Below are 6,336 nucleotides of genomic sequence, written 5' to 3' on the forward strand. Positions count from 1 at the left end.
CCGATCGCGAGGGATGCGATCAGTCTTCCTTCTCGTCGGCCTCGCCGCCGGCCGCGCGCTGCTTGAGCGCCGCGCCGAGGATGTCGCCGAGCGACGCGCCGGAGTCCTGCGAGCCGTACTGGGCCACGGCCTCCTTCTCCTCGGCGATCTCCATCGCCTTGATGGAGACCTGCACCTTGCGCGCCTTGCGGTCGAACAGGGTGACGCGGGCATCCAGCTTGTCGCCCACCGAGAAGCGCTCGGGGCGCTGGTCGTTGCGCTCGCGGGCGAGTTCGGAACGCTTGATGAAGGCCGACAGGTCGGTGCCGGTGAGCTTCACCTCGATGCCGCCATCCTTCACGTCGGTAACTTCGCAGGTGACGATGGCACCCTTCTTCACCTCGCCCGCATCGGCGAAGGGATCGCCGGCAAGCTGCTTGATGCCGAGGGAGATGCGCTCCTTCTCGACGTCCACATCGAGCACCACGGCCTTCACCATGTCGCCCTTGCGGTATTCGTCGATCACCTGCTCGCCCGGACGGTTCCAGTCGAGGTCGGAGAGGTGGACCATGCCGTCCACGTCGCCGTCGAGGCCGAGGAACAGGCCGAACTCGGTCTTGTTCTTGACCTCGCCTTCCACCACCGCGCCGGGGGCATACTTCTCGGCGAAGGCCTCCCAGGGGTTCTGGAGGGTCTGCTTGAGACCGAGCGAGATGCGGCGCTTGGCGCTGTCCACTTCCAGCACCTGCACTTCGACCTCCTGGGAGGTGGAGACGATCTTGCCGGGATGGACGTTCTTCTTGGTCCACGACATTTCGGAAACGTGGATGAGGCCTTCGATGCCCGGCTCCAGCTCCACGAACGCGCCGTAGTCGGTGATGTTGGTGACGCGACCCTTGAAGCGGGCCTCCACCGGATACTTGGCCTCGATGCCCTCCCAGGGATCGCCCAGGAGCTGCTTCATGCCGAGCGAGATGCGGTGGGTCTCGTGGTTGATCTTGATGATCTTCACCTTCACCGTCTGGCCGATGTTCAGCACTTCGGTGGGGTGGTTCACGCGGCGCCAGGCGATGTCGGTGACGTGCAGCAGGCCGTCGATGCCGCCGAGGTCAACGAACGCACCGTAATCGGTGATATTCTTCACCACGCCGTCGATGGCCTGGCCTTCCTCGAGGTTCTGGACTAGCTCGTGGCGCTGCTCGGCGCGGGTCTCTTCCAGCACGGTGCGGCGGGAGACCACGATGTTGCCGCGGCGGCGGTCCATCTTGAGGATCTGGAACGGCTGCTGGTTGTGCATCAGCGGGCCGACGTCGCGGATCGGGCGGATGTCCACCTGGGAGCGCGGCAGGAAGGCCACGGCGCCGTCGAGATCGACGGTGAAGCCGCCCTTCACCTGGTTGAAGATGACGCCGAACACCTTCTCGTTGGCGGTGAACGCCTTCTCGAGCTTGATCCAGCTCTCCTCGCGGCGCGCCTTGTCGCGCGAGAGGACGGCCTCGCCCATGGCGTTCTCGACGCGCTCGAGATAGACCTCGACCTCGTCGCCGACCTTGATGGCGCTCTCGCGGCCGGGGCCGGCGAACTCGCGCAGGGCCACGCGGCCCTCGGTCTTGAGGCCGATGTCGATGATCGCCAGATCCTTCTCGATGGCGACCACGATGCCCTTGACGACGGCACCTTCGTTCACATCGGCGCGGCCGAAGCTCTCGTCGAGCAGGGCGGCGAAATCATCACGGGTGGTTTCTACGGCGGACATTCACGCTCCAGACTTCTTGCGCCGGCATCTCGCGTTGCGAGGCCCGAACCGCTCGGATGTCCGTCATTCCATGGGGAATGGCGAACGGCCGCCGCAAGGCGGCGGGCCGGCGCATGAGCCGGGCGGTACGGGCGATGAATTGGGTGTCGCGATGCGCGCTCAGCGAAAGCCAGGGCGGGCTGCCTCCGACGATCAGGGCCGCGTATCCCGCGAACCCCTGCCCGCCCGGGCGGCTCCCAGCTTTTTGGGAACACAGCCTCGGACGGCGCTGACATAGGGCAAAATGCCCTGCAACGCAAGGGCAAGCGGCCCATCGGCTCTGGCGTGCCGCCACTGGCGCGCCGCCCAATACCCCCTCTCCGCGTGCGGGGAGCGCGGAGAGGGGGCGATCCCGGGCTTGCGTCCGGGATCGGGAGGGGACGACGGGCGCGTCGGGGCTCAGTCCCGGCGCGCGGAGAAAGCGGCGCCGGGAAAGGCGTGGCCGGCAGCCGTCACCGGTTGCGCTGGCATGCCTTCCGCCCGGACCACCAGCACCGGGATGGTGGAATGGGTGAGCACCTTGGTGGTCTCGCTGCCCAGCACCAGGGCGGAAAACCCCCGCCGGCCGTGGGAGGCCATCACGATGAGGTCGCAGTGCTCGCCCGTGGCGGTGGCGATGATGGCCTCGTGCGGATGGTCGCTGTCGACGTGCACCGTGGCCGTCTCCACGCCGTGGGAGGCTGCCTTCTCCGCCGCCGCGCCGAGGATGCGGTCGGCGCGGTGCTGCATGTGGATGCGGTATTCGTCCTCGGTGTCGGCGATCTGCTCCGCCTCGGTGGTGAGCAGATGAAACGGCTCGCTGGCGGTCATGACGACGAGGCGCGCATGGAGGGCCGCGGCAAGCTCCACGGCCTGGGACACGGCGAGGTCGGAAAGGGCCGAGCCGTCGGTTGCGACGAGGATGTTCCTGAACATCGTCTCCTCCCCATACGGAAAGGAGAATGATAGCAAATATCCCGCCGGCTGCGGCTTGACGGCGATCAACTCGGCGGGAACGACCGCGTGATCATGGCTCCGGGGTTCCGCCCGCGCTTACTCGGCGATGATCTTCACCTTCTCGCCGTACTTGAGCTTGGCCGCCGAATCGAGCCCGTTGAGGATCAGGAACCGCTCGGTGGGGCGGTCCGGCACCTGCATGCGGCCGGACATCTTCTCCACGCTGTCGCCGAGCCCCGCCGTGACGATGCGCACCCGGAGCGGCTTCACCGTCTCCGCCTCGCCGGAGGAGACGCGGCGGAAGGTGTCGGCGGCGGCACGGAACTGCTTGTCCAACTCCGGGGTCAGCTCTCGCGCCGCGAAGATGAGGCGGTACACGTCCGAGCCGAAGCGGATGGCGAACATGCGGAACGACCACTGGTCGCCGCGGGCGATGGCGGTGGCGGCGGTGAAGCCGTTGACGGTGAGGCTCTCCACCGTGTTGATCTCCACCCCCTCGACCCAGCCGGAGGACAGATACTGCGCCAGCGACTGGTCGGGGGCCACGCGCACCGCATCGAGGCGCAGCGCCTCGCGCCCGGTCTGGGTGGCGCCGAGCACCGCCTGGGAGGTGTTCTCCAGCGAGAAGCCCTCGGGCGCGGTGAAGGTGAAGCCGAGCTTGGGATGGAAGAACCTTCGCCCGCGCACGAAGCCTTCCTTGGGATCGTCGCCATAGACCATGCCGTCGATGGCGGAGAGATAGGCGTTGCGGTCGCGCTCGCCGTCGCCCTGGGGGGCGCCGTTGGCATATTGCCGGGCATTGGCGATGGCGATGGAGATGCGCTCCGGCGTCGCCGGATGGGACGACAGGAAGTCCATGTCCGGCGTGGTGGAGGACGAGCCGGAGAAGGCGGCGCTCTTCAGGTCGCCGAAACGGCCCATGTCGGTGAGGAAGCGCGAGGCGCCGTAAGGGTCGAAGCCCGCGCGCGCGGCGATGCCGACCCCGATGGCGTCGGCCTCAAGCTCCTGCCCGCGGGAGAACGAGGCCAGCGTGCGCCGGCTCTTCTGCATGGCCAGCGCCCCGAGGTCGGGATCGTTCACCACGTCGGAGATGACCCGGCTCACCAGCACCGCCTGCTTCACCTGGTCCTCGCGGATGGTGGCGTGGCGGGCGATGACGTGGGCCATCTCGTGGGCGAGCACGGAGGACAGTTCCGAGGTGTCGTTGGCCAGCGACAGCAGGCCCCGCGTGACGTAGAGGGAGCCGTCGGGCAGGGCGAAGGCGTTGATGGCCGGGGAGTTGAGCACCGTGACGCGGTATTTCAGGTCGGGCCGCTCGGAGGCCGCCACAAGGCGCTCCACCACCTGCTGGATCAGGGCCTTGAGCTCGGGGTCGTTATAGGCGCCGCCATAGCTGGCCACGAGCCGCTCGTGCTCGCGGCGCTGGGCCGGCGACATGTCCGCGAACTCGGAGGCCGCGCTGGCGGAGGTCAGGGGCACGCTGGCCTGCTCGAGGTCGAGGCCGGCGCAGGCCGAAAGCCAGAGCGGGAACAGAAGCGGGAGCGCCCGGGCGAGCCTGCCCCAACGGCATGTGGCGCGCCCGGCCGCGGGATGCGTCGCCCGCCGTGCCTGCGTCCTGCCGTCTGGACCGTCTCGCCTCACTTCACGCACCGAAAACCTCGCACGCCCGTTTCACTTTGCGTCGCGCCTGGAGCGCGACGCGCGGACCTCGCGGCCTGACAGAAGGGCGATCTGGCCCGCTTGTCGCAAGGCCATGGCAGGTCCCCCTTCCGCCCTCACCACGCCGCGCACCCGCACCAGAGTGCCGCGCAACATGGCCGGATCTAGGCTATCGCCCATGATTGTGGCGAAATCCTCCCTCTCGATCATCGCAGTGAAATCTTGCCGCCAGCTTGCCCCGAAATTGAGAAAGATTCGTTCCCGCGTTCCACCGGCCGCGAGAACGCGTCCTTCCGCTACGGCGAACAGGCCCGAGCGGATCGCCACGGCCTCCTCGTCGGCGGCTTGTGCCACGGCGGACGGCTGGGCCCAGATGCCGCGCCCCGCCGCGCGGGCTTCGTTTTCCGCCGCCAGCCGCTGGTCCAGGCAACCATCCGCCGCCGCTGCCGGCTGGGCATAGCCGGCGCCCGCGCGCAGCAGGGCTGTCGCGAGGTCCTGCTCCGTCCCGTCGTCCCGGCCCGGACAGATCAGCCCCGCGGGTCCTGACAGGCGCCCGTGCCGGTCCGTGTGGCCGGTGCCGGGATGGACCAGGCAGGTGTCGAGCACGGTGCGGGCCGCGCTTGCGGATGCGCGGGGCAGGGCGGCATCCACCGCGAGCCGCGAGGGCAGTACGATGCCTTCCGGCACCAGCCGGCGCCCGTCGTCGAGGATGAGGGCGCCCGCATCCGACCAGCGGGCGCCGAGGCCGACTGCGGCGCCGGCGCGCTGTTCCGCCTGCGCCGGCGTGGTACAGGCGGGGTTATGTCGTTCGCCCTTCGGCGCGGCCAGCGCTGGTCCCGCGAGGATGATGGTGGCCAGGGCGAGCGGGGCCAAGGCGAGCTGGGCCAAGGCGAGCTGGGCCAAGGCGAGCGGGGCAAGACGTGCTGCGGTGCGGCGCAGGCCCGGTTTGCGCCAAGCCGCCGGAGCCTTCGCGCTGCCGTCGCAGGTGAAGCGGGTGTCGGAGGGGCGCGATTGCATGCCCCGACGATACCTGAAGAGACGGTGGCGGGGGAGCGGCCATGGGGGCGCGGCGATCAACTCTCCTTACGCCCTCTTTCCACCGTCGCCTTTCCCGCCACCTGTCCGATACCCTTTCCTCCCGCGGCGGCTCGTTCTAGAAGAGGGGCGTGTCCCGGTAGCTCAGCAGGATAGAGCAGCGGTTTCCTAAACCGCAGGTCAGGGGTTCGAATCCCTTCCGGGACACCATAGTTTTATGTCTAAATATATGATTTTAAATCATAATTTTTGACATAAAATTCCCATGCCCCAGCATCTGCCCCAGCACATGCGTTAGCTCGTGGTGGTCCGTGGTGGACCGAAGCGGGATTTGCCGGGATCAGGCGGGATTGGGTGGGACGCGACCGTTAGGCCGGCTCCATGCCCAATTCGGGATCGGCGCTATTGCATCATGCTACTTCGCCGCATGTTCAGCGACGACAGTAGCGCTATGGTTGCATAGTCAAGGTTGGGGGGTCAGAATGGGCGCGATAGGGCGAGTGGTGATCATGGCCGTGATGCTGGCGGCTGTCGGCGGGTGTCAGCTCTCGAACCCTAGGTTTTCCGTGGGCCAGCGCTCAAACCCGATGGGGCCAACCCCAAATTCGGGACCTGACTATGCCCCGCATCCGTGAGGCCCATCTATTATAGCTCCACTCCTGCGGAGCTTTTCATCCCTGCCCAGCCCGCGCTCGCCAGCGGACTTTTTCATGTGTGCAGCTTGCGCTAAGAGCGCCTAACAAAACTTGGCGATGGCTCTGAAGCATATGATTGCGGCGGCGAGGACGCAGAATGCGCGGTAGAGATCGGCGTGGCGCTCGTATCGGATGGCGAGGCGCCGGAACTGGTTGATCCAGGCGAAGGTGCGCTCAACCACCCATCGGTGCTTGCCGAGGTGCTCAGAACTGTCGACGCCGCGGCGGGCGATACGG

Annotated in this window: 5 protein-coding genes and 1 tRNA gene; 1 reads left to right on the forward strand and 5 read right to left on the reverse strand. The window is 67.6% G+C overall.

What is annotated here, in order from left to right:
- Positions 1–19 precede the first annotated feature (19 nt).
- The 4 genes from rpsA to K9U40_RS14230 form a co-directional block, all read right to left on the reverse strand.
- A complete protein-coding gene (gene rpsA, locus K9U40_RS14215) occupies positions 20–1,735 on the reverse strand; it encodes a 30S ribosomal protein S1 (RefSeq protein ID WP_282890827.1) in 1,716 nt (571 codons plus the stop codon).
- A 438-nt stretch (positions 1,736–2,173) separates the two neighbouring features.
- Positions 2,174–2,689, reverse strand: a complete 516-nt coding sequence (locus K9U40_RS14220) for a universal stress protein (RefSeq protein WP_282890828.1) — start codon at positions 2,687–2,689, stop codon at positions 2,174–2,176.
- A gap of 117 nt (positions 2,690–2,806) precedes the next feature.
- Positions 2,807–4,360: a M48 family metalloprotease gene (locus tag K9U40_RS14225; protein ID WP_414114929.1), complete on the reverse strand. Its 1,554-nt coding sequence runs from the start codon at positions 4,358–4,360 to the stop codon at positions 2,807–2,809.
- A gap of 21 nt (positions 4,361–4,381) precedes the next feature.
- Complete coding sequence (locus K9U40_RS14230; protein WP_282890829.1) at positions 4,382–5,386, reverse strand: hypothetical protein; 1,005 nt, start codon at positions 5,384–5,386, stop codon at positions 4,382–4,384.
- Positions 5,387–5,537: 151 nt separating this feature from the next.
- Here K9U40_RS14230 and K9U40_RS14235 point away from each other — a divergent pair.
- Positions 5,538–5,614, forward strand: a tRNA-Arg gene (locus K9U40_RS14235).
- A 526-nt stretch (positions 5,615–6,140) separates the two neighbouring features.
- On the opposite strand, the gene K9U40_RS14240 is transcribed toward K9U40_RS14235, so the two are convergent.
- The coding region (locus K9U40_RS14240) for a transposase (protein WP_282890830.1) at positions 6,141–6,336 on the reverse strand (196 nt) is incomplete at its 5' end.

The sequence above is a fragment of the Xanthobacter autotrophicus genome (assembly GCF_030015065.1).
GTDB classification, from domain to species: domain Bacteria; phylum Pseudomonadota; class Alphaproteobacteria; order Rhizobiales; family Xanthobacteraceae; genus Xanthobacter; species Xanthobacter autotrophicus_D.